The organism is Moraxella sp. CTOTU47915, from assembly GCF_031986685.1.
Lineage (GTDB): Bacteria > Pseudomonadota > Gammaproteobacteria > Pseudomonadales > Moraxellaceae > Faucicola > Faucicola tetraodonis.
In genome coordinates, this window is sequence record NZ_DAMAAE010000004.1 from 137,877 (window position 1) to 159,687 (window position 21,811).

General features: G+C 43.7%; 18 protein-coding genes. 13 read left to right on the forward strand and 5 right to left on the reverse strand.

Going from position 1 to position 21,811, the window contains the following annotated elements; translation table 11 throughout:
- Positions 1 to 302: 302 nt before the first annotated feature.
- On the reverse strand, positions 303 to 1,568 hold the full coding sequence (gene serS, locus RTL34_RS04995) for a serine--tRNA ligase (protein ID WP_312115073.1): 1,266 nt from the start codon (positions 1,566 to 1,568) through the stop codon (positions 303 to 305).
- Positions 1,569 to 1,860: 292 nt separating this feature from the next.
- On the opposite strand from serS, the gene RTL34_RS05000 reads away from it, so the two are divergent.
- The 5 genes from RTL34_RS05000 to rpoD all read left to right on the forward strand — a co-directional run bounded on the left by RTL34_RS05000 (position 1,861) and on the right by rpoD (position 7,343).
- A complete protein-coding gene (locus RTL34_RS05000; RefSeq protein ID WP_076774109.1) occupies positions 1,861 to 2,547 on the forward strand; it encodes a YcxB family protein in 687 nt (228 codons plus the stop codon).
- A gap of 273 nt (positions 2,548 to 2,820) precedes the next feature.
- Positions 2,821 to 3,414: a Dps family protein gene (locus tag RTL34_RS05005; RefSeq protein ID WP_409418194.1), complete on the forward strand. Its 594-nt coding sequence runs from the start codon at positions 2,821 to 2,823 to the stop codon at positions 3,412 to 3,414.
- Positions 3,415 to 3,732: 318 nt separating this feature from the next.
- Positions 3,733 to 4,866: a class Ia ribonucleoside-diphosphate reductase subunit beta gene (nrdB, locus tag RTL34_RS05010; RefSeq protein ID WP_312115078.1), complete on the forward strand. Its 1,134-nt coding sequence runs from the start codon at positions 3,733 to 3,735 to the stop codon at positions 4,864 to 4,866.
- Between the two features lie 40 nt (positions 4,867 to 4,906).
- Positions 4,907 to 5,167 (forward strand): 2Fe-2S iron-sulfur cluster-binding protein, encoded by a 261-nt coding sequence (locus tag RTL34_RS05015; RefSeq protein WP_128682112.1) that lies wholly within the window; start codon positions 4,907 to 4,909, stop codon positions 5,165 to 5,167.
- A gap of 271 nt (positions 5,168 to 5,438) precedes the next feature.
- Positions 5,439 to 7,343: an RNA polymerase sigma factor RpoD gene (gene rpoD / locus RTL34_RS05020; protein ID WP_203172040.1), complete on the forward strand. Its 1,905-nt coding sequence runs from the start codon at positions 5,439 to 5,441 to the stop codon at positions 7,341 to 7,343.
- Positions 7,344 to 7,400: 57 nt separating this feature from the next.
- On the opposite strand, the gene RTL34_RS05025 is transcribed toward rpoD, so the two are convergent.
- Positions 7,401 to 8,120, reverse strand: a complete 720-nt coding sequence (locus tag RTL34_RS05025) for a hypothetical protein (protein WP_312115086.1) — start codon at positions 8,118 to 8,120, stop codon at positions 7,401 to 7,403.
- Between the two features lie 77 nt (positions 8,121 to 8,197).
- Complete coding sequence (locus RTL34_RS05030) at positions 8,198 to 8,638, reverse strand: hypothetical protein (RefSeq protein WP_312115088.1); 441 nt, start codon at positions 8,636 to 8,638, stop codon at positions 8,198 to 8,200.
- Positions 8,639 to 8,968: 330 nt separating this feature from the next.
- Here RTL34_RS05030 and RTL34_RS05035 point away from each other — a divergent pair, with 330 nt between their 5' ends.
- Complete coding sequence (locus RTL34_RS05035) at positions 8,969 to 9,316, forward strand: YbeD family protein (protein WP_312115090.1); 348 nt, start codon at positions 8,969 to 8,971, stop codon at positions 9,314 to 9,316.
- A gap of 120 nt (positions 9,317 to 9,436) precedes the next feature.
- On the opposite strand, the gene RTL34_RS05040 is transcribed toward RTL34_RS05035, so the two are convergent.
- Positions 9,437 to 11,815, reverse strand: a complete 2,379-nt coding sequence (locus RTL34_RS05040) for a hypothetical protein (RefSeq protein WP_312115092.1) — start codon at positions 11,813 to 11,815, stop codon at positions 9,437 to 9,439.
- A 229-nt stretch (positions 11,816 to 12,044) separates the two neighbouring features.
- Here RTL34_RS05040 and RTL34_RS05045 point away from each other — a divergent pair, with 229 nt between their 5' ends.
- The 6 genes from RTL34_RS05045 to RTL34_RS05070 all read left to right on the forward strand — a co-directional run bounded on the left by RTL34_RS05045 (position 12,045) and on the right by RTL34_RS05070 (position 19,015).
- Complete coding sequence (locus RTL34_RS05045) at positions 12,045 to 12,950, forward strand: ATP-binding protein (RefSeq protein WP_312115094.1); 906 nt, start codon at positions 12,045 to 12,047, stop codon at positions 12,948 to 12,950.
- Between the two features lies 1 nt (position 12,951).
- The gene (locus RTL34_RS05050; RefSeq protein WP_312115096.1) at positions 12,952 to 14,301 is read left to right on the forward strand and encodes a DUF2868 domain-containing protein; all 1,350 of its coding nucleotides are present in this window, start codon (positions 12,952 to 12,954) and stop codon (positions 14,299 to 14,301) included.
- 2 nt (positions 14,302 to 14,303) lie between these two features.
- Positions 14,304 to 14,861, forward strand: a complete 558-nt coding sequence (locus RTL34_RS05055) for a hypothetical protein (protein ID WP_312115098.1) — start codon at positions 14,304 to 14,306, stop codon at positions 14,859 to 14,861.
- Positions 14,862 to 14,893: 32 nt separating this feature from the next.
- Positions 14,894 to 16,438 carry a DUF3482 domain-containing protein gene (locus tag RTL34_RS05060; RefSeq protein WP_312115100.1) on the forward strand — a complete coding sequence of 515 codons (1,545 nt, stop codon included), beginning with the start codon at positions 14,894 to 14,896 and terminating at the stop codon, positions 16,436 to 16,438.
- 169 nt (positions 16,439 to 16,607) lie between these two features.
- Positions 16,608 to 17,306: a VIT1/CCC1 transporter family protein gene (locus tag RTL34_RS05065; RefSeq protein WP_312115102.1), complete on the forward strand. Its 699-nt coding sequence runs from the start codon at positions 16,608 to 16,610 to the stop codon at positions 17,304 to 17,306.
- A 215-nt stretch (positions 17,307 to 17,521) separates the two neighbouring features.
- The gene (locus RTL34_RS05070; protein WP_312115104.1) at positions 17,522 to 19,015 is read left to right on the forward strand and encodes an alanine/glycine:cation symporter family protein; all 1,494 of its coding nucleotides are present in this window, start codon (positions 17,522 to 17,524) and stop codon (positions 19,013 to 19,015) included.
- A gap of 89 nt (positions 19,016 to 19,104) precedes the next feature.
- Here the strand turns inward: RTL34_RS05070 and RTL34_RS05075 are convergent, their stop codons facing one another.
- Entirely contained in the window at positions 19,105 to 20,271 is a 1,167-nt protein-coding gene (locus RTL34_RS05075) for an MFS transporter (protein WP_312115167.1), read from the reverse strand.
- Between the two features lie 484 nt (positions 20,272 to 20,755).
- Between RTL34_RS05075 and RTL34_RS05080 the strand changes: the two genes are divergently transcribed.
- Positions 20,756 to 21,772: an alpha/beta hydrolase gene (locus RTL34_RS05080; RefSeq protein WP_312115106.1), complete on the forward strand. Its 1,017-nt coding sequence runs from the start codon at positions 20,756 to 20,758 to the stop codon at positions 21,770 to 21,772.
- The last annotated feature ends 39 nt before the right edge of the window (positions 21,773 to 21,811 follow it).

Here is a 21,811-nt window from a genome sequence, read left to right on the forward strand (position 1 = left end):
TTCTTACAAAGCAATTACGTTAGTTTAACTACCAAAAAAAATTATCTTATAATATTAAACCTAGTAGTATAAACTAGCAAAGAGTCCTCGACTAAAACTGTAATTTAAAATTATTCAATTACTTAGATGATAACCAACATCACTTTCGACTTTTTGTAGTTTATTAATTTTAATATGCTAAAAATTTAATAACTTTATAACCAGAAGTTATCAGCCTAGTGTCTATTGGGCTTTGGAAAAAAGAGCTGAGATTCGGATAATAACAGCCAGTCAAGCAACTGGCTGTTTTTTCAATTTTATCACTAACCAATCACATCAACGCCCATATACGGACGTAACACTTCAGGCACCGTAATCGTACCATCCGCATTTTGGTAGTTTTCCATGATGGCAAGCAGAGTACGACCCACCGCAAGACCTGAGCCATTTAGGGTATGTACCAGCTCGGTTTTTTTGCCATCTTTGACACGCGCTTGCATACGGCGCGCTTGGAAATCGCCACAGTTTGAGCAGCTAGAGATTTCGCGGTAGGTAGTCTGAGACGGTAGCCACACCTCGATATCATAGGTCTTAACCGCGCCAAAACCCATATCACCGCCACACAGCACAATCACCCGATACGGCAAACCAAGCTGCTGCAAGATATATTCCGCTTGTCCTGTCATGTCCTCTAAGGCTTGCATTGACTGCGCTGGATGGGTGATTTGTACCATTTCCACTTTTTCAAACTGGTGCTGACGAATCAAGCCACGGGTATCTCGTCCTGCGCTGCCCGCTTCACTACGAAAACAGGGGGTATGGGCAGTGACTTTTATTGGCAACGCTTCGGGGTCTAGAATTTTGTCACGCACGCTGTTGGTAAGCGGCACCTCTGAAGTAGGAATTAAGTAATACTCTTTTTCACCGCGCAATTTGAACAAATCTTCTTCAAACTTTGGTAGCTGCCCTGTACCCAGTAGGCTGTCGGCATTGACCATGTACGGTACATACATTTCAGTATAGCCGTATTTGTCGGTATGGGTAGTAAGCATAAAGGCAATCAAGGCGCGGTTGAGTTTGGCGAGTTGACCTTTTAGCACGCTAAACCGTGAGCCAGTCAGTTTGGCTGCCATTTCAAAGTCAAGTAGCCCCAAGTCTTCGCCCAAGTCGCTATGGTCTTTGACCTCAAAATCAAATTGGCGCGGCTCACCCCATCGACGCATTTCGACATTGTCGTTTTCATCCTTACCTGCCGGCACGCTGTCATCAGGCAAGTTTGGGATGGTTAAAGCTGCCGCCTGAATTTTATCTTGCAAGGCTTTGAGCGCGTCTTCCGCTTGTTTCATCTCGCTACTGATGGTCGCCATTTCTGCCATTAAGGCGTCAGTATTTTCGCCATTACGTTTCATCAAGCCGACTTGTTTGGCGCCCGCATTTTTTTTAGCTTGTAATTCTTCGGTTTTGACTTGAATGGATTTGCGCTGTTCTTCGACTTGCTGCCAAAATGCTTTATCAAGCTCATAGCCGCGTTTGGCAAGTTTTTCGGCGACCGTGTCTAGTTCTGTACGCAGTAATTTTGGGTCGATCATGGCGATAAGTTCCTTAAATTGTTCAAACTTGAGTTAAAGCAGCAAAATGGCTGTTGATATCAGCATGTATGATACCAAGATTGCAGCGATTTTTCACGGTAGCGACTAGAAATACACGGCAAATTGACGATTTATCGGTATGTGCTTATCGGCGTTCGCCCTTCGCTGCATTGGGGTAAAACAAAAATTTATCAAAAAGTGCGTTGTTAGGTTTATTTTTGGGTCAAGGTTGGGTAAGATAAGCCTTCTTTTATCGTTTTGTAACTATCGTTTGATAGTGAGTGAATTGTTTATGGCTCTGTACCCTTACACCCTACAACCTGTGGATTTGAATCTGACCGAGGACGAGTTTCGTCAAGCACAGCTACAGCTGTTTGATGCCAACAACCAAACTTTGACCAAAATCACCCCAAAAACTTGGGCAATTTTGGCAGTCATTGTGGTGCTAGCGATTTTGGGTCTGATTTTTGTGCACGGTTATTCCACCATTATTTTTTGGTTGATGCTCGTGGGTGTGGTGATTTATTTGCTAGCGCGTACCTACGGTCTAAAATGGTATGTCAAACGAGAATTTGAAAAACAAATGGCAAGCCAAAGCATGCCGCCAGAGATGCAACAAATCAAGCTTGGCGTACAGCAGCACGGGGTAGTGATGTCCATGCCTGCACCCAACATGCCCGCCATGCCACGCGGCTACAATCAGCCTTTGGTACGTAGTAGCGGTATGCAGCAAGCGGTCATCAAATGGGACAATGTCACCAACTGGCAAGAAACGCCTGACTATATCTTTATGATGTTTGATGTCAAAAATCCAAAAACGGGTGAAAGCCAACAAGGCAGCCAAATCGTGCCCAAACGCCTTGCCAACCAAAAATTCCCGATTGATACCCTACGTCATCATTTACAGCAAAACATCGGACAACCAGGTTTTGATTTAACCGACAAACCGACTGATAAATATTTTCCAGAAAACAATTAAGACAACGATTAAGATTAAGACAACAACTAATTATCGATGATCACAAAAACTGCAGCCAAGAAACTGCAGTTTTTTTATGGCAGCAAGCAAAACTATTTACCAAATTTGCACACAGCTGTGCCAAATGTTTGATATTATTTTTAGGGTAATACCGTACATTTTAATTGATAAAATTAAACGTACTGATAAAAACGATTAATTTTAATAACAGATTGTTTAGGCTTACAATTAAGTCCTAAACAAATAAAAATCATCATTTTAGGAGATAACAACATGGCAAAACAAGCCACTACAAAACAATCAGCAACCAAACAAGACTCAGAACAATTAGACAATACCGATAAATCAGGTGAAAAAGTGACTCCCTCCAAATCTACTGCTTCCAAATCTGCCTCAAGTAAAACACGTGATATCAGCTTAGCCGCTGCAGACATGAGCGCCATTGTTGAGCAATTAAATACCTTATTAGCCAACTATCATGTGTTCTATACCAATGTGCGTGGCTATCACTGGAACGTGCGTGGCTCAGATTTCTTTACCCTCCATGTGAAGTTTGAAGAGTTATATACTGCGCTGCAAGTCCAGATTGATGAAATTGCTGAACGCATTTTGACCTTACAAGGTACACCACTACATGCTTATAGCGATTTCTTAAAAATCTCAAGCATCAAAGAAGACAAAAACGTCTCTGACGGTGTGGCATGTGTGAAAGGTATTTTAACGGGTCTGACTATGACCATCGCTAAAGAACGCGAAATCATTGACTTAGCGGATGAAGATGACGATCAAGGCACTGCCGACCAATTGACTGCGTACGTGCAAGAACAAGAAAAATTGGTGTGGATGTACAATGCCTATCTTGGCTAATCGTCCCATCTGACCAAAAAGACGGCTTTAATAGTCGTCTTTTTTATTGCGTGGTAAAATAAAAACACAATATATAGATTTTCAAATGTCAATAAATTTAATTAGTTATTTTTTTGATATACAAATAGTTATATATTTCAATATGTTATAAATTTTATCCTTAGAAATCAAGTCCTTGGGTGGATTGCAATTTCTATATGTTGTTATCTATAATAGCCAAGCATACTAGCCAGTTGATGCATTTGTTAGCTGATTTACTTGTTAACTGATACTGCTACGCCACTTGTCTTGAACTTTGATTGAAGAAGATTCACCGCTATGTCATATTCCATCTTTTGCCAAACCAAAAATGACCCATTGCTTGAGCCGATGTTTTTTGGTCAGCCTGTCAATGTGGCACGTTACGACCAACAAAAATTCCCTGTTTTCGAGCAGTTGATTGAAAAGCAATTGTCGTTTTTTTGGCGTCCAGAAGAAATTGACGTTTCCAAAGACCGCTTGGATTTTAGCAACTTGTCAGTGCATGAACAGCATATCTTCTTAAGCAACCTAAAGTACCAAACCTTGCTTGATTCGATTCAAGGTCGTAGCCCCAATGCCGTGCTACTGCCGCTGGTATCGATTCCTGAATTAGAAACCTGGATTGAAACATGGTCATTTTCTGAGACCATCCATTCTCGCAGCTATACCCACATTATTCGTAACGTGGTCAATGACCCAAGCAAAGTATTCGACGATATCGTTGACAATCCTTTTATCCTAGAGCGCGCGACAGGGATTGCCAAGTTTTATGACGAGCTGTATCAACTATCTCAGCTATATAACCTATACGGGGAAGGTCGCCATGTCATCGATGGCAAGCCCGTCGAGGTTAATTTACGCCTGCTTAAAACCAAATTGTATTTATGTTTGGTGGCTATCAATGTGCTAGAAGCGATTCGTTTTTATGTGTCGTTTGCTTGTTCATTTGCCTTTGCTGAGCGCAAACTGATGGAAGGTAATGCCAAAATTATCAAAATGATTGCCCGTGACGAAGCGCTTCATCTAAACGGCACCCAGCATATGATTAATTTGCTGCAATCGGGTAAAGATGACCCTGACATGGTTGAAATCGCCCAAGATTGCCAACAGCAAGCCATTGAAATTTTCAAAGACGCGGCTGAACAAGAAAAAGCTTGGGCAAAATATTTGTTTAAAGATGGCTCAATGATTGGCTTGAATGAAAATATCTTGGTGCAATACGTCGAGTACATTACCAATCTACGTATGGATGCGATTGGCTTACCGCCGATTTTTGCGGCGATTAAAAACAACCCAATTCCATGGATTAATGCTTGGCTGTCCTCAGACAACGTGCAAGTCGCGCCCCAAGAGTCAGAAATCACCTCTTACTTAGTCGGTCAAATTGATGCAGAGCTGAGTGATGATGCGTTTGATGATTTTGAATTGTAATTCGTCATACGCTTATTTTATTTAGGCAAGATAATCGATTATGGCATGGATTTTTACCAACAATACGCAGTTTTATCTGCATGACGCCGAGACGTTGCTACAAGGCATGCTTCGCTCAAAAATCCCTGCCAATCACCAATGCCTTGAAGGTTATTGCGGTACTTGTAAGCTCAAATACCGCCGTCGCCACCATGACACCCGTATCGACTATATTCACCCGCCGCTCGTGATGTTAGACGATGACGAAATCCTACCCTGCTGTTGTCAAGTTAGAGGGGCAATCGAGCTTGATATTGATTGATTTACCAAGATAACCCGCCAAAAACTGCGCGAAATGCCGCATAAAGCGAAAACTTACCCGCTTTGCCTTTAATTTTCTCCCCGCGAACCTCATATAATCCGTTATAATAATAGGTTGACTACCGCTTTTTAATCATACTAAATCTTTATTTAGTCCTCGACTGTCATTTGCAGGGTGTATCCCTTGATAAAAATGAAGAAATACAGTCATTAGCTTATTTGTCGTGCTATTACATTATTTATTTTTTTAACCAATATCAAAGCGAGCCCTCATGAGCGAACATTCAACTTCTCAATTAGCCACGCTGATTCAATTAGGTAAAGAGCAAGGTTATCTCACCTATGCTGAGATCAATGACCAACTCCCCGAATCAGTAACTGAAAGTGACCAGATTGATGATATTATTCAAATGCTCACAGACGTTGGCATCAAGATTTTTGAGACCGCGCCTGATGAAGACGACATTATGCTTAGCGATGATGCGGATGATGACGAAATTGCTGTCGATGAAGCCGCCGCGGTACTTGCCTCAGTAGAATCTGAGCCAGGTCGCACCACTGACCCTGTGCGTATGTATATGCGTGAGATGGGTACGGTTGACCTACTCACCCGTGAAGGTGAGATTGCGATTGCTAAGCGTATCGAAGATGGTATCCGAGATGTACAACATGCCATGACCTTTTGGCCAGGTACCGTGGCTATGCTCATTAATGAATACCACCAAACCTTTGAAGGTGAAAAGAAAGTCTCGGATATTATTACAGGTTTTCTTGACCCTGAAGCCGCTGATGTGATTCCCCTTGCCGATGACGAAGAGGTGGAAATCGCGTTACCGATTATCAAACCCAAAGTCAAAGACGACAAAGCCGAGGATGAACTCGACGATGAAGCTGAAAACGCCGATGAAATCGAAGAGGCTGATGGCGACGTCAGCGAAGATGCCGATACCGAAGAAGCGAGCGGTCTTGACCCTGAAGAAGTGCGTCTGCGCTTTGAAGAATTAGAGCAATTGTTCACCAAGGTCAAAGATTTATTAGCCACTCATGACCGTGATAGCGACGTCGTCAAAGCGGCGATGAATGAGCTTGCCAACTGCTTTATGCTATTTAAGCTCAATAGCCGCGTCTCTGACAATATCATGGATATGATGCGCGAGGTGTATGAAGACGTGCGTAAAAACGAACGTCACATCATGAAACTGGTGATTCGCCGCGGTAAAATGCCAAAAGATGAGTTTCGCAAGACCTTTCCGCATAATGAAACCAACCTTGACTGGCTCCCTAACCGTATCGCAGGCAAACCTGCCTTTGCCGACACGTTAGAGCGGGTACTTGACGAAGTGTTACAGTATCAAGGGCGTATCCAGCAGCATGAGCAAAATCTTGGCATGAGCATCGACCAAATGAAAGTGGTCGCCCGTAACATGTCTGTGGGTGAAGCCAAAGCCCGCCGCGCCAAAAAAGAAATGGTTGAGGCGAACTTACGTCTGGTCATCTCGATTGCTAAAAAGTACACCAACCGCGGTTTGCAGTTCCTTGATTTGATTCAAGAAGGTAACATTGGCTTGATGAAAGCGGTAGATAAATTTGAATATCGCCGTGGTTATAAATTCTCCACTTATGCCACATGGTGGATTCGCCAAGCCATCACCCGTTCGATTGCTGACCAAGCACGTACCATCCGTATCCCTGTGCACATGATTGAAACCATCAATAAAATCAACCGTGTATCGCGCCAGCTATTACAAGAAATGGGACGTGAGCCGACTCCTGAGGAATTGGGCGAACGCTTAGAGATGGACGAAGTCAAAGTCCGTAAAGTACTCAAAATCGCCAAAGAACCCATCTCAATGGAAACCCCAATTGGGGACGATGAAGACAGTCACTTGGGTGATTTTATTGAGGACTCGAGCATCTCAAGCCCAGTGGATGAAGCAACGGCACAAGGGTTAAAAGAAGCTACCCGTGAAGTGTTGGCCAACCTCACCGAACGTGAAGCCAAAGTGCTTAAAATGCGTTTTGGTATTGATATGTCTACCGACCATACCTTAGAAGAAGTGGGTAAACAATTTGATGTCACCCGTGAGCGTATTCGTCAGATTGAAGCCAAAGCGCTGCGTAAACTGCGCCACCCTTCTCGCTCTGAACATCTACGTTCATTCCTAGAGAATGATTAATTTAAAATTTAAATAAAAAAGCGTTAGGATTATATCTAACGCTTTGTAACTAGACCATTAGTACTTTAAAAAACTAAAATACCCTTCTGCCTGTTTCATTGCCACTTTTAGCGGTAGGGAAGCATTCAATTTAAAGTTTTTTCGTATTTCATCTAGATCAGTTCGCGAAGCAAGTCGTATATTTTTTTTAGCTAGTTCAATTTTAGTAACATCGCTTAGGCCGTGCCTTTTCATTAGTCCTGCAAAAAAATGATCACCAGCCATAATATCAAAATCAAATTTAGCAAGATAATCTGCTATTACTAAAATAAATTCATCAGGAATAATAATTGTTTGCGGTAAATAAATTATATCGGAAATTCTGTTATTAGAAATATAATTCTTACCAGTATCGTTCTTAGCGTTAATTTCAATCAACCATTCAGGATGTTCTTTTGCTACTTCTGTTAAAATATCAAAAAAATTTTGATAATCCGTTACAAAATCTTCTAAGAAAAATTCTATGTTGGGCATACGGTAAGGGCTATATTTTGAAGTAGACAATAAATTTTGATTTTCTGAGATAATATGCGCACACAGAGGGTTAATATTTGGATTATAAGCTAATGCCATATGCACCTCTTTATCTGGGTGTAAAACTAACGCCAACTGAACTTTATCGAGCAATTTTTCACTTTTAGCAAGCTGACAGCAGTCTTCAATACTACCATGGAATACTGTACTTAATTGCTCATGGGACTTATCTACTGTAGTTGATTGGTTATCAATTTGACTCATGCGTATATCCTTATGTTTGTTGATGTGTCAAAACCACATATCAACAAGAAATGATTAATTAAAAACAACTCTATTAATTATTGGGTTAGTAAGGCAACAAAATGGGCAAAGTTGTCATTACGTCTTTGCTCAAGGCTAGTATTTTCTAAGTAGTTCGGAATAGGTGCATGAGCTTTTTTGTGAATATTGGGGTTTGTAAAGTCATAGCCATTATCGTTACCCACATAAAGATGAATAGTGTTATTATCATCGAACTCAAAAAAGGCAACACTTGGTAAGCTATATCCTTGAGTATTAAAACTTGGATGCTCGTTTACAATAATAAATGGCTCTAAAAAATGAATGATGTGTCGGTTATCATGATTAATAAGTTTTAAACGGTCAGATGTGCAACCACAATAGGTAGTCAAATGATATAAGATATCTTGCAAATAATCATATTGTGACTTTGGGAATAATGAAGAAGAATCAGTTAATGATGTATTACTGATATTTGTTTGGTTGTTTAGAGGGGGCATAAAAGATCCGATTTTTAAAAAATAAACAAATATAAAATATATCATATTTGTGATATTTTGTCAGTTTGTTAGTAAAAATAAAATACTAAAAAAATATTGAATTAAAACCATTTACCGCCATGATCTAGATGTCATTCTACGCTTAGAAAGCAATATTTATTTAACTTTTCAAATTAATGAAAATCTGACAAAAGAACAATTTATCTTGACCACTTTTCATAAAGATTAGTCAAGCAGCGCTTATTGATAGTAAACAAAACCCTTAACCGCCGGTTGAAATTTTTATAAAAACCCTTATGAAAACTACAATCAAAAATAACGGAACAAGTTATGAACAACAAAAAAACTAACATCAGCAACCTTGCCACCACCGCTACCGAACAAAAAATCCAAAGCAAAAAAACCGATATCCAGCACCCAGAATTGTGGAATTTTCCCATGGATTATCCGCTTAGCATCATCGGTCATGAGGGTCACAAAGAGACACTACTCGATGAAGTAAAATTAATTTTGGGTAGCTTATTTCCTGAATTTGATTTAGCAAGTTTGACTATTAATCCATCGCGTACCGGTCGTTTCCACTCCGTACGTGCCAATGTATATTTGACAGAAGCCGAGCAAGTCAATAACTTATATAAAATGCTGGATGAAGCGGCAAGTATTCGTACCGTATTATAAACCTGTCATGGTTAAAATGGCACGATTGATTGACGTACAAAAAAGCGGGATACATCAGTTATCCCGCTTTTTTTATCTGTTTTATATGGGTCATTAGCAGTTGATGCTTCGTTTGCCCGATTATTGACTCAAAAGTAACAACTGATAGGCAGCCTTGTAGGCATCATAATCAAAATCATAGCTCGCCTCAAAATGAGGTTTGAGTTTTTCAATTAACTCATCATCTTCATCAGATAGGCTGATATGCTTGGCTTGGGTCTGCATGTCTTCGATAGCGATTTCGCCCAGTAATTGATTAAACTTATCGCGCGCCTGCTTTTGCTTGGCAATATCGGCAGCCGTCATGCGGACGGGTGCAGTATCAGCGTAGCTAGATTGCTGGCTCGCTGCCTGTTCCTGGGCGGTGGCTGTGTCGATTTTTTCACAGATTTTAGCAAGGCGGGTGCGTGATGTTTTATCAAGTTTATCTGTGTCCAACAATAGCGAACAAGCTTGTTGTTCTTCGCTTTCCTCAACAACGTCTACTGCAGCTTCCGCCGCCACTGCATCTGCGCTTTCCACATCGCTGGGTTTGTCACTGATAGTTTGATACAACTGGCTAAATATCTGGGCGTCAGATTTGCCTTGCGCTTTAAGTCTAGCAATCTGTTGCAAGTATTGTTGATTGCGATAGGTTTTATCAACAATCCCTGCGATATGTTCAGCAAGTTCCTCATCGACATACGCATCAACGTCTGTAACCGCCTTTTGCTGACGGCTATCAGTATTTATGACCGCATAATTATCGGCTTGTATTTTTGCAAGTTTGGTTGCAGCGGCGTTCAGCGCTGCCATATCTATTTCATTGAGGCTTGCTTCATCTTTTTGCAACACAAACTGGTAGGTATAAAGGGTGACAAAGGTCTCGACAAACCCTTTGTTTTGTTTGAGCAGGCTATAGGACAAGGCTTCTAAATTTTTATCACTGTCAAAGGTTTTGGATTGTTTTGTCGCCGCCCATAGATTATTATCTTTTGATGCTTGTTGCCAAGTGATTGCCTTGTTGAAGATATCAGGATTGACGCGGGCTTTGCCATAATCATAAAAGTTAACCACTGTGCGCATTTGGGTCTTGGGCTGATTGGTTGTCGGCGTGGTTTTTTCAAATGATGGCAAATCACTCACTGCCACCATATTGAGTAGTTGATTTTGGCGGTTGAGTCCATAGCTGATGCGGATGTCGTCATCCATTGACATAAAGCTGCTGTTTGCCTCTTTGCTTATCTCAGCTTGCAGCGCTTTAAACGCTTGCGGATTGGCGTCGATGATTTTTGCCAGTGCAGCGGCACTGACCAATTTGTCTGATTGGTATTTGTCAAAGGCTGCTAAGGCTTTTGCAGTTTGGCCCAATTCGTCACTGGTCGACTCATCAGTGGTTGGCTCGTCAGTGGCTGTTTGGGTTTCTAAACTGTCCATTGCCTCTGTAGCATCGGCACTGGCTGGGTTAGCAGCGCTGTCATCTGATTGTGCCCGCATTTTGTCAATGGCTTCATACAGGCGCATGGCAGATTCATACGCTTTTTCCTCAACGCTTGCCAACTCATTGCTGTCAAAGGCTTTTTTCATCAGATACCGTGGGCTAACGACAAGGCTACTAAGCTGCTTTAGCTCATCATCTTTGACAAAATCGGCTGGATTGATGAATGATTTTAGGTAGCGCTCATTGACGTGGAAGAACAGCAAATACTCTGCTAGCATTTGATTGTAGCCAATGCGGTAGCCAATGCGCTGGCTCACACCTTTGGCTTTATCTTCAGTAGTCAAAGCCAATGTCTGATAATCGCTTTCTTTGGCAAGGGTGGCATTTAGCAGTGACATCTGTTCAAATACCTTGAATAAGGCTCTTTTATCTATCTTTTTATCTTTTAGCAGTTTGCTATAGTCATATTCAATGTAGCGTCCATCATATTGCGGGTCGGTAGCAAACTCAGAGAGTCCCGATAAGTCAGCATATACTTTTGAGCGCGCGAAATCAGCCGCTAGTGGCACTTTGATAAACGCCCCCGCATTGTTCTGCACGTAGCGAAATTCAGGCACGATTGACATTTGCCCTCGGCGAAGATCTACCACACCTGTGGAGGCAAACTCAAAGCGCTTGGTTAAAATATCCATCACTTGCCCCACTTCGCTTTGTTCACGGGTTTGGTGATTGACCCCCTCTGTAACCAAGGCTTGTTGGCGAGCATCAAGGTGCTGTGCTGTGCTCAGCTGCCCGATAAGTTTTAAACGATTAGGGCTTGCAGCTAACGCTTGTGCGCTACGTAAGTGCGGGCGCACCACATTGACTCGATAGTCATAAGCATAACTTTGGCGACTGAGCAAATTTTGGTTGGCCTGCAACACACGTTGAGACAGCGGCTGACTCGCGCTAGGCTGCGTGGCACAGCCGTGAATCCCCAGCATGACAATAGCAAAAGTGAGAGGTTTGATACTAAAGGCGATGGCTTGTTGCGCATTCATTGATCTTCCTTAACAAATTTTATCATAAATCCTATCTTTATAACTGAATTGATTTTTTTTGTAAACAAAAAGCCAGTGTTATGCTGCAATGTTTACAAAGATAATGGGTAATCTAACGGAGTTTTGCTATCATACGAACTAAATACCGCAAAATTGCTTAAAAACCACTCATTTAAAAACCACTAATTTAAAAACTAACCACTTAAAAACCATTCAGAAGAACCCTTGTATGTCGCAACTTAGTCTACTCGCTAACCTTAGTTTACCCGCTCATTTAGAACACTTACTCACCCAATTTTTACAGGCGCAGCTGCCCAAGCCCATACAACTTGACCCAAGCGTGCTTGCCTACCGCTGGCAATCCAATAGCCGCACAGGCAGCGGTGAACTGGTGCCTTTAACCGTAGATTTGCGATTGACGTTGGATGATTTGCTTGGCATTGAGGTGCAAAAAAATAAACTGATTCAAAACACGCGCCAATATTTAGCAGGCTTACCTGCCAATCATGTACTCATGACAGGCACCCGTGGCGCAGGAAAATCGTCGCTCATTCGGGCATTGCTCAATCAATATAAAGCGGATGGTCTTCGTATTATCGAAGTGTCACGAGATGATTTGGTAATGTTAGAGCCGATTCGCCAAGCGGTACGAGACCTTCATAAAGCCCAGCCCAATCATGGCTGTCATTATGTGGTGTACTGTGATGACTTAGCGTTCAATGGGCAAGATGAGAATTATCGCACACTCAAAAGCGTGCTCGATGGCGCGCTAGATAGCGAGCAAGACAAACTACTGGTCTACGCGACCAGTAATCGCCGTCATCTACTACCGCAACTGATGAAAGACAATGTGAGCATTTATAATGGGCAAACCGATGAAGTCAATCCGTATGAGACAATTGATGAAACCGTGTCGTTGTCTGACCGCTTTGGGCTGTGGCTGTCGTTTCATCCCATGACCCAGCCTGTGTATTTAGATATTTGTGCGCATTATTTGGCCCAAGCAAGTTTGCCCTTTGATGAGGAAGCAAAAGCCGCTGCCTTGCGCTTTGCCAGTGAACGGGGTGGACGCTCTGGGCGCGTGGCTTATCAGTTTAGTCGGTATTTTATTGGCATGAAAGGGTTGGAAAATTAACATGTACGCGAATCAAGACCAACTGACCGAACTAGTGCGCAGGCTAGAAGAAAAACAGCATATTTTTGCCGCTGACCCTATCCTTATCACGGAAAAACTGCAACATGAGTCGGGCGAACCGCTGACCAAATTGCGCCGCCGTGCCACACGCATTGATAATGATGGCAAACTTGCGCAGTTGCTCACTATCATTGACACCCGCGTCAATGGCGTGATTTGGGGATTGACCGTACTGTGGTTTATTCTAGGCTTTGTCGCGTTATTTGGCTTGATGCAAGCGCAGGTGGTGAACTTTTTTTATGTGCTAGCCAGTTTATTAGGGTTTAATACCATTATCTTGCTGGTTTGGCTCGGTTGGATGCTGTTCTCACCGCGTAACAAACCCAGTTTTTTTGGTGCTTTTTTTACCCCGGCAACCCTAGTGCGTGGCAAAGATGTTGTCACCCAAACAGCGGTCGAGCTATATCAAGACCAGCTCAATCACGCTGGCACCAAATGGTACGTCAGTCGTATCAGCCACCAGTTTTGGTTAGCCAGCCTATCGGGGATGTTGGTCTCATTAATTCTATTGTTATTGGTGAAAAATTATAATTTTGTGTGGGAATCAACCCTACTACAAGACAGCAACGTGGTGGAAGTGGTCAAGCTGATGTCTTGGCTCCCCCATTGGGTAGGCTTTCCTACGCCAACGGCACAAGATATTATCACCGCGCAAATGAATCCTGAAACCACGCCACAGATGATTTCGTTTCGCTGGGCGATGTTATTAATCGGCAGCCTACTGATGTACGGTATCGTGCCGCGTTTGCTCGCATGGCTATGTTGTCTGGTGATGGTACGCTCAAGTCGTATGAAACTTGATATCAAACAGCCGTACTATCAAAAAATTATCGATTTTTGGCAGCGCAAAGTGATTGACCCCGATGACAGCCCTACGGAGCAAAAACCTATCGCACCCACTGCCCAAATCAGCCTAGCCAACAAACTTGCCGTGTTGCTCGAATACCCGCAAGCCAACCCGCAATGGTATGCCAAAACCGTTGGTATGGCGGCGCAAGACTTTGGTCGTATCGATGATCGTGATGACTTGGAAAAACTGATTGCCTACCTTCAAAGCAACCCTGTTCAAGTGCTCGTCGGTATCTCCAATCTCGCACTTCCCGACCGTGGCACCCTGCGAAAACTCGATAATATCGCAAGCGCGGCAAAAGGTGGCATGATTGTGCAACTGCTCGATGCCAATCAAGGCTACCTGCCGAGTCCGAGCGAAATTGAAACCATCAAAACCCGTCAACTACAATGGGAAACCGCGTTGGCAGAACGCCAAATTGCCCTAGTAAGAGAAAATTAACCATGAATGCCACAATCAGCTATGCCGATGTAATTGATAGCATTGCCCAGACTGCTGCACAGCTTACGCTCGCAGCGCAAAGCGCTTTTGTGCAAAATCTACTGCGTCAATTTGTGCAAAATTTACCAGCCGATTGGCTTGACAATGAACTCGACAGTGAAAAACCCTACTATCAAGCCCTGTTTGACGCCATAAATACTCAGACTTGGCAACCCGATAGCATCGAACAGGCGCTAAATGCGCTCGATGACATCATGTTTGCTATGGGCGATAGCTATCCACACAGCACCAGTGACGCGATTTTACTGATGCTTGATATGCTTGGGGTTTATCTATCTTTGACAGCCATGGAAGAAAAATCCGAAGTAAGTGATGGTTGGGTGATTTTAACTGCGGAAGGCTATTTGGATTATTATGACCAATTGGCAGAAGATAGTAGCGAAAACACCGACGATGTTGCCCATAGTTTTGATGATTGGCTGGCACATCCACTGGCCCAAACTGCCTTCAATCATGTCAACCATGCCCTAGAACTTGCCAAAAGAACTTGCCAAAAATAGCTCGCGCTGAATATATAAAGGTTAACAAAATAATGGATAACAGAGACATAACCACCCAAGAAAAATTGACAATTGATTTAACCAAAGATTATTTGCCAGCGACGGCTACTGACAGCGCGACCCATCCAAGCACTGATATCGCTACGCAGCCAACCAATCATCCATTAGCCCAAGCTGAACAAAACCCCTATCCAAGCCGCAAAATCAGCATTGGCGAAAATGAAGCGTTAAAATTGGCGATCGTGGGTCATACCAATACCGGTAAAACTTCGCTACTACGCACCTTGTTGCGTGATATGTACTTTGGCGAAGTCAAAAATGCGCCTGCCACTACCCGTCATGTGGAAAAAGCCATGATCAATGACAGCCAAACGGGTCAAGGCTTGGTGGCACTGTATGACACGCCCGGTCTAGAAGATGCGTCAGGGCTACTTGATTGGTTAGAAGACAATACCGCCGCCCGCCGTGACGGTGTGGAGCGGTTACAGCAATTTTTGGCAAGTGCACCTGCACAAGACGAGTTTAGCCAAGAAGCCAAGGTCATTCGTCAGCTGATTGCCAGTGATATGGCCGTCTATGTGATTGATGCGCGTGAGCCTGTGCTCGGCAAATATAAAGATGAGTTAACTGTGCTGTCATGGTCAGCCATCCCCGTCATGCCCGTATTTAACTTTACTAAGGGTCAAGATAGCAATATCAATGAATGGCAGCAGATGCTCGCGCGCCGCAACTTGCATGTATCTACGCGGTTTGACTCAGTGGCGTTTGAGTTTGATGATGAAATCAAACTGTGGCAAAACTTAGAAACCATGCTGATACAACCTGAAATTATCAAACAACTGATTGAGCGTCGTAAAGCCGACTGGGATGATTTGTACGATGATGCCAATATTATCATTGCGCATTTTTTATTAAACGTTGCCGCCTTTGTTGAAACCATTCACGAGGAGGATGATCCGCTGCCTACCTTACAAAAAATGCAAGAAAAAGTACGCCAAGCTGAACGCAGTATGCAAGACGAACTATTAAACCTGTATAAATTTTATGACAATACCGTCACCACCACACCGCTTGAGCTGACTGAATATCGCCGCGATCCGTTTGATAAAGACGTACTAGCCAGTTATGGGATTCGTACCACAGGCGGTGCGGCGGCAGGCGCGCTGATTGGACTGGGTATTGATGTCGCCACCCTTGGCACGTCACTGGGACTGGGTACGGCGCTCGGTGGTTTGGCAGGTGGCTTACTGTCAAATACCAGCGCGATTGCCGACAAAATCAGTGGCGTCAAACGGCTGCACATAGACCCTGCTACCCTGACCTTACTGGCGACTCGAGCGATGGATTTGCTGACTGCGCTACGCCATCGCGGTCATGCGGCGACTGATAGCATCATGGCGAACCAATCGCTCGCGCCTTGGTCAGTTGATAGATTGCCAAGTTTGCTCAAAAAAGCGCGTGGTAAGCCCGAATGGTCATCGCTTAACACAGGTAGACAAGCCACTGTGTCTGCCAAGCAGTCACATGCGCTGCGCGATGAGGCAGCTTGGCAATTATCACGCCAACTAAGACGCTGACTTATCAACCTACAATCATAATAAAAAACTTGGCTAAAAACTATCTAGCCTTGTTAAGGCTATTATTTGTTAAGCACATTATAAGAATTTATTAAGCCAGTTTTGTTATGTTTACCTTTTACTCTATCTTTTAATTTATGTCAATTTTTTTGTTTTTGAGGGCAAGACCATGTATTCAGCACATCATGAACCGCATTTTAGTAATCGCAACAACTGGCTACGCGCAACCGTGCTCGGCGCCAACGATGGTTTGATTTCCACTGCCAGTATATTGATGGGGGTTGCGGCAGCGCGAGTGGACAGTCACACCTTGCTGTTGACAGGGGTGGCATCGCTGATTGCTGGCGCAATTAGTATGGCAGCGGGTGAATATGTCTCTGTCTCTTCGCAAGCCGACACCGAAAAAGCAGACTTGGCAAAAGAAGCCTATGAACTTGAGCACAATTCAGACCGCGAGCTAAAAGAACTGACGCATATTTATGTTCAGCGCGGCTTAACGCCTGTTATGGCACATGATGTTGCGGTAGCACTCACTGCTCACAATGCCCTAGAAGCGCACGCACGCGATGAAATTGGACTTACCGATACCGCATCCGCCAATCCCCTACAGGCAGCCGTGGCATCGGCTTTATCTTTTATCACAGGGGCGCTGTTACCGGTGCTATGTATTTGGCTGTTACCAAAACAATATTTGGTTGGCGGTTTGGGCACAGTGACCTTGATAGGATTGGCAGTTTTGGGGTGGTTATCGGCGTATTTAGGGGGTGCCAAAATTTTCCCTGCCATTGTGCGGGTGGTCATTTGGGGCGTTGTCGCGTTAGTTACTACCAACCTTATCGGTGAAATGTTTGGGGTAAAAACAGGTTAGTCAATCACTTTTTATCGCATTATTTATCGCCAATTTTTATCATTACCATTTGCAAAACCAATTTTTTCTTATAAGATAAGGAAACTGTAATAATTCAGCAAGTTTATAGAAACTATTATTGGGTGATAGATTATCGTTTCTATAAATTAAACAGTTGGCAAATAGTCAAAAATCCTATGGGATTTTAGCTTTCTACGGTAGTGGGAGATAAGGTTATGCAAGATTTTGTCAATGCGATTAATGATTGGGTATGGAGTCCCGCATTAATCTATCTATGTTTATTGGTTGGTTTATATTTTTCAATTCGTGGTCGTTTTTTACAAGTGCGCCATTTTGGTCGCATGATTCGATTACTGATGGACGGCAAAAGCACGGATCAGGGTGTGTCCTCATTCCAAGCACTTGCTATGTCACTCGCAGGTCGTGTGGGTACAGGCAATATTGCCGGTGTGGCAACGGCGATTACGTTTGGTGGTCCTGGTGCATTATTTTGGATGTGGATGGTTGCATTCTTGGGTGCAAGTACCGCATTCGTTGAATCAACGCTTGCGCAGATTTATAAAGAACGTGATGATAAAGGCTTCTTTATCGGTGGTCCCGCCTATTATTTTGAAAAAGCGCTAGGGCAAAAATGGTACGCGGTATTATTTGCGATATCGGCAATCGCCGCTTGTGGTTTATTGTTACCAGGCGTACAGGCCAATTCGATTGCTGAAGCGATGAACAATTCACTGGGTGTCGCACCTAGCGTTTCAGCCGCGATAATTGCGGCACTACTTGGCTTTATCATCTTTGGTGGTGTCAAACGTATTGCCTCCTCGGCTGAGTTAATTGTACCTTTTATGGCACTTGCCTACATCATCGTGGCGATTGTTATCATCATCATGCATATTGGTCAGTTACCTGAAGTGCTAGCGTTGATTTTCCGCTCTGCGTTTGGTATGGATTCTACGTTTGGTGCTGTGTTGGGTCTTGCCATCCAATGGGGTGTGAAACGTGGCGTTTACTCAAATGAAGCAGGTCAAGGTACAGGTCCTCACCCATCGGCAGCCGCTGAGGTGTCACACCCAGCCAAACAAGGCTTAGTACAAGCGTTTTCAGTGTATGTCGATACGCTATTTGTTTGTTCGGCGACAGGTTTCATGCTAATCATTACTGGCATGTACAACGTACAAGACCCTGCCAACAAAGAAGCCTTCTTGTATCAAGGGGTTAAAGGTGTTGCCGCAGGTCCAGGTTACGTTCAAACTGCGATGGAGAACATCATGCCAGGTTTTGGCTCAGTGTTTGTAGCGATTGCGCTATTCTTCTTTGCCTTCACTACCATCATGGCTTACTACTATATTGCAGAAACCAATATCCGTTATCTCAATCGTAGCATGAAGCTAAATTGGGCAATCCCTGTACTCAAAGTAGTGATTTTATTTGTGGTAATTTATAGCTGCTTAAAAACCGCCGACTTGGCATGGGCACTGGGTGACTTGGGTGTTGGTTTGATGGCATGGCTCAACATCATTGGTATCTTATTCTTGCAAAAACCTGCGTTTGCCGCACTGCGCGATTATGAAGCACAGGTCAAACAAGGCAAAGATCCGATCTATGATGCGCGCGCCAATGGCGTACACAATGCGCCAATTTGGGATGAAATTTCAGCCAAATATCGTAAAGAATTTGGTGAACATCCCAACCATGATCGCTTTGTACCCTAATTTTAATATGTGACTGCTTTAATGCTTTCACTTAATAACCGTTAAAAAAATAAACCCCATTGATTGGGGTTTATTGTTGTGATGAATGATTATCTTTTGATTGGGATTTTAATTAACCCAAAAAACGCAATCAGTAAGGCGATGACTTGTACAGCCAGCAGCGTATAGACTGTATATAGCCATTTGCCTTGTGCATATGCCAGACCACACGCCCACGCACCGATACTACCACCGATGTAATACGCCATATAATATAAACCTGACGCCAGTGACCGCCCTTCTTTGACATTCACCGCGATATAAGTAATGGTCGCCGATTGGGTAATAAATACCCCAGTTGACATCACCGCAAGCGCCACAATGACCAAAGAGATAGGCGCAGCCAGTGTCATCAGCACGCCCATCATCGAAATCATCACTGCCACGCGCACCATACGGGCAGCGCCGTATTTGGCAATTAAACTACTTGCAATCGGTGTGACCACCACCCCAATCAAATACACAGCAAAAATGTTAGCAAGCCCAGCACTCGATAGATGATAGGGGGCATCTGCCAAGTGCAAATTGACATAGGTAAAACAGCCCACTAATGAAAACAACACGCACGCGCCAAGCAGTCCTGCGGTCACCACATAACGGTTGCGCACATGTTTACTTAGCATGTGCAGCGCCGATACAAAATTTGGATTGGCATGAAAATGACGTGAGCCGGGTAATAACCAAGCCACTAAGGCAGCGCCTAGCACCGTCAACATGCCCATGAACATAAAGCCTTTTTCCCAGCCGATAAGCTCTTCTAAATGCCCCAAGATAAAGCGCCCTAAAAATCCCCCAAATACCGTACCTGAGACATAGTAGGACATCATTTTTGCCATCTCTTTGCCGGCGTATTCTTCCCCGACATAGGCAATCGTCACCACTGTAATGCCAGGTACCGCCAACCCTTGCATAAATCGCCAAATAACGATACTGGAGAGTGAGTCAGACAGCCCAATCATCATCGTGGGTATTGCCATAAAGGCAATGGATGCCACAATGATATTTTTACGACCCACGGCATCAGACAACATCCCCATAAACGGTGACATCATGGCAATGGCAATCACCGTCGCCGCAACTGTCATGCCCACTTGCGTTTCGGTCGCTGAGAACGCTTGCATCATAATCGGCAAAATCGCTTGAATCGAATAAACCTGCAAAAATGCAAACGCGCCAATCATGCCAATCATGATTTTGACTATCAATGAGGGTGGCATTGTCGGTGGTTTGGCATTCGGTTGTTGAGAGGGCGGTTGTTGAGAAGGCGGTTGGTTTTGCGGTTGGCTATGGGTTGATTTGCGGCTAGTTAAGTTACTGGATATTAGTGTGTGAGTATTAGCATCAGTGGAATGATTGGAAGAATCCAAATGCCCAGTGGCATGTTGTGGTTGAGACGTCATAGGTGACCTTTTTACAGAGTAGTGCCAGTCATAAAAATGCCTATACTAGCACTAAAGCGCGGTATTTATTGTTAAAAGAAGTTTAACCTTAAGCTGTAATCTTCAAAACCAATCACGTGAATTAAAGGTATTTAAAAACCCTTAAATACCAAATTTGGCGCCCTAGCGTGTAATATTTTTAACACATGGCTGTTTGTCAAAACATCCGTATTTTTCAAAACATGACTATCCAGCTATGACAAAATTGCAGTAATATTTAGCACATTGTGGAAGTTAACCTTAAAATCAATAGGATTGAATTATGCCGGAGAATTTAAAACAGCCAATGCCCGCTGCCATGCAAGCGTATTTGACACAACTGCATCAAGTGATTGTTCCATATCTGTTAGCGCAAGGGGTTACGCCCAATGCCATCAACGCACGTGAGGCGTTAGCCAATTTGACAACCGCATTTGTCACTGACGCACCCAACATGGCAAAAATCATCGATACGGTGCTAGTGACGCCAAGCAATTTTCGTGGTTATAACGTACCACTTAGGCTATTTGTACCGAGCAACTGCCCGCTACCAAATGAACAAACAATGGCTGACGTGCCGGTAATGGTGTATTTTCATGGCGGTGGTGGCATGGCAGGTAGCGTCACTGTGTATGATAAACTCTATAAAAAATTGGCTGAAGCGACAGGCTGTGTGGTGGTAGCGCCCGAATATCGCCTTGCCCCAGAAAATCGTTACCCTGCGGCGATTGATGATGCCCACGCGATTTTAACGTATTTAACAACGACCCTACAGCAAGTCGGTTATGCCTGTAACGGCAAGCTTATCATAGCGGGTGATAGCGCTGGCGGGGCGATTACTGCCACCTTGGTGCAAGATTGGCTTGCCAACCGTGTGAGCACAGACTTGGCTATCACCCATCAAATTTTGATTTATGCCAGTCTAGACTACACCATGTCACAGCCCTCGATTGAGGAAAATGGCACGGGTTATTTACTAGAATCCAGCAAAATCCGCTGGTATTTTGACAATTATTTTTCAGCGTATGATGACCGTGAGCTGAGCTCACCGTTTTGGACCGATATGGCCACCCTACTACATCATTCGCCGTATCAAGCCCCAAAGACACTGCACCTAACGGCTGGTTATTGTCCGCTGCGTGATGAAGATATCGGCTATCATGACGTACTACAAGCCGCAGGCGCGTCATCCCAACTCATCCATTTTGCGGATATGCCGCACGCGTTTTTGAATATGGAAAATCTGTGCCCTGACCAATGCAAACAACTGTATCAAACCGTTGGCGAATTTTGCCAATAACATAACGCCCACAAACACTTGCACAGCCGGATAAAATTT

Bases quoted from the DNA above. Each gene is read 5' to 3' on its own strand.
- serS (WP_312115073.1), bottom strand. From the start codon at position 1,568: ATGATCGACCCAAAATTACTGCGTACAGAACTAGACACGGTCGCCGAA.
- RTL34_RS05000 (WP_076774109.1), top strand. From the start codon at position 1,861: ATGGCTCTGTACCCTTACACCCTACAACCTGTGGATTTGAATCTGACC.
- RTL34_RS05005 (WP_409418194.1), top strand. From the start codon at position 2,821: ATGGCAAAACAAGCCACTACAAAACAATCAGCAACCAAACAAGACTCA.
- nrdB (WP_312115078.1), top strand. From the start codon at position 3,733: ATGTCATATTCCATCTTTTGCCAAACCAAAAATGACCCATTGCTTGAG.
- RTL34_RS05015 (WP_128682112.1), top strand. From the start codon at position 4,907: ATGGCATGGATTTTTACCAACAATACGCAGTTTTATCTGCATGACGCC.
- rpoD (WP_203172040.1), top strand. From the start codon at position 5,439: ATGAGCGAACATTCAACTTCTCAATTAGCCACGCTGATTCAATTAGGT.
- RTL34_RS05025 (WP_312115086.1), bottom strand. From the start codon at position 8,120: ATGAGTCAAATTGATAACCAATCAACTACAGTAGATAAGTCCCATGAG.
- RTL34_RS05030 (WP_312115088.1), bottom strand. From the start codon at position 8,638: ATGCCCCCTCTAAACAACCAAACAAATATCAGTAATACATCATTAACT.
- RTL34_RS05035 (WP_312115090.1), top strand. From the start codon at position 8,969: ATGAACAACAAAAAAACTAACATCAGCAACCTTGCCACCACCGCTACC.
- RTL34_RS05040 (WP_312115092.1), bottom strand. From the start codon at position 11,815: ATGAATGCGCAACAAGCCATCGCCTTTAGTATCAAACCTCTCACTTTT.
- RTL34_RS05045 (WP_312115094.1), top strand. From the start codon at position 12,045: ATGTCGCAACTTAGTCTACTCGCTAACCTTAGTTTACCCGCTCATTTA.
- RTL34_RS05050 (WP_312115096.1), top strand. From the start codon at position 12,952: ATGTACGCGAATCAAGACCAACTGACCGAACTAGTGCGCAGGCTAGAA.
- RTL34_RS05055 (WP_312115098.1), top strand. From the start codon at position 14,304: ATGAATGCCACAATCAGCTATGCCGATGTAATTGATAGCATTGCCCAG.
- RTL34_RS05060 (WP_312115100.1), top strand. From the start codon at position 14,894: ATGGATAACAGAGACATAACCACCCAAGAAAAATTGACAATTGATTTA.
- RTL34_RS05065 (WP_312115102.1), top strand. From the start codon at position 16,608: ATGTATTCAGCACATCATGAACCGCATTTTAGTAATCGCAACAACTGG.
- RTL34_RS05070 (WP_312115104.1), top strand. From the start codon at position 17,522: ATGCAAGATTTTGTCAATGCGATTAATGATTGGGTATGGAGTCCCGCA.
- RTL34_RS05075 (WP_312115167.1), bottom strand. From the start codon at position 20,271: ATGCCACCCTCATTGATAGTCAAAATCATGATTGGCATGATTGGCGCG.
- RTL34_RS05080 (WP_312115106.1), top strand. From the start codon at position 20,756: ATGCCGGAGAATTTAAAACAGCCAATGCCCGCTGCCATGCAAGCGTAT.